Source organism: Lachnospira hominis (ex Hitch et al. 2025) (assembly GCF_040096395.1).
GTDB classification, from domain to species: domain Bacteria; phylum Bacillota; class Clostridia; order Lachnospirales; family Lachnospiraceae; genus Lachnospira; species Lachnospira hominis.
This window is the reverse complement of sequence record NZ_JBBMES010000071.1, coordinates 1-667: the sequence shown is the minus strand read 5'-3', so window position 1 is coordinate 667 and position 667 is coordinate 1. Positions and strand designations below refer to the sequence as shown.

Sequence of the window (667 nt, the reverse complement as noted above, 5' to 3'; positions counted from 1 at the left end):
AGATCATTTACCGTCTTGGTTCCATTGTATGCGATGTCTCCTGTAGTGTTCTTAGAGAATTTAGTCGTAACTTAAAGACAATCGAGAGCGAAAGGAGAATTGGATATGTTAGAAGAAATGACTTACAAGGAAGTGGACGGACTGCTTTATCCGCAGATAGAGATGCCGGACGAGACGGAGGATCTCGCGAAACTGGGCAAATACGGAAGGATGGCAATGAACTATCTCAAGGAGAACGAGCCGGCAAGATACAAGACGCTGATGAGATTCGGGAAGATGTACGAGAAGATGTCAGCGGTAGAGGAGGAAGCGAACCAGCTGTACGACCAGTTGGAGATGCAGTACCTGGAGAAGCACAAGCCACAGAATCCGTCATCGACAATGGAGATGTGGAAGATAAGAGAGCAGGCGAAGATGCAGGCAGAGGAAGTGGTACTCCATCAGATAGTGATGCGATTCCACTAGAATCTGATGATACAGAACTGAATAGGGAACTTGATGAAATCAATTCATTGGGTGTCAGTAAGGAAGCCGAATATACACAGGCTTCCTTTTTTTTCGACCAGAACGGGCAGGCAAGCATTGGCACCATTCATACTGAGGATAAAAACAATAATCAGTTTATGCGTCAGTTCGAGCAGGACAGAAAAGCTGCATTAGCAGGTAA

At 45.6% G+C, this 667-nt stretch carries 1 protein-coding gene and 1 pseudogene; both read left to right on the top strand.

Annotation, left to right across the window (positions count from 1 at the left end; genetic code table 11):
- Positions 1-105: 105 nt before the first annotated feature.
- Positions 106-465, top strand: coding sequence for a TnpV protein (locus WMO38_RS15130; protein WP_349163224.1), 360 nt, complete (start codon positions 106-108; stop codon positions 463-465).
- Positions 390-667, top strand: a pseudogene (locus WMO38_RS15125) (hypothetical protein); the annotation flags it as partial. The gene WMO38_RS15130 and the pseudogene WMO38_RS15125, both read left to right, overlap by 76 nt.

Coding starts and splice junctions, on each gene's coding strand:
- WMO38_RS15130 (WP_349163224.1), top strand. CDS start 106: ATGTTAGAAGAAATGACTTACAAGGAAGTGGACGGACTGCTTTATCCG.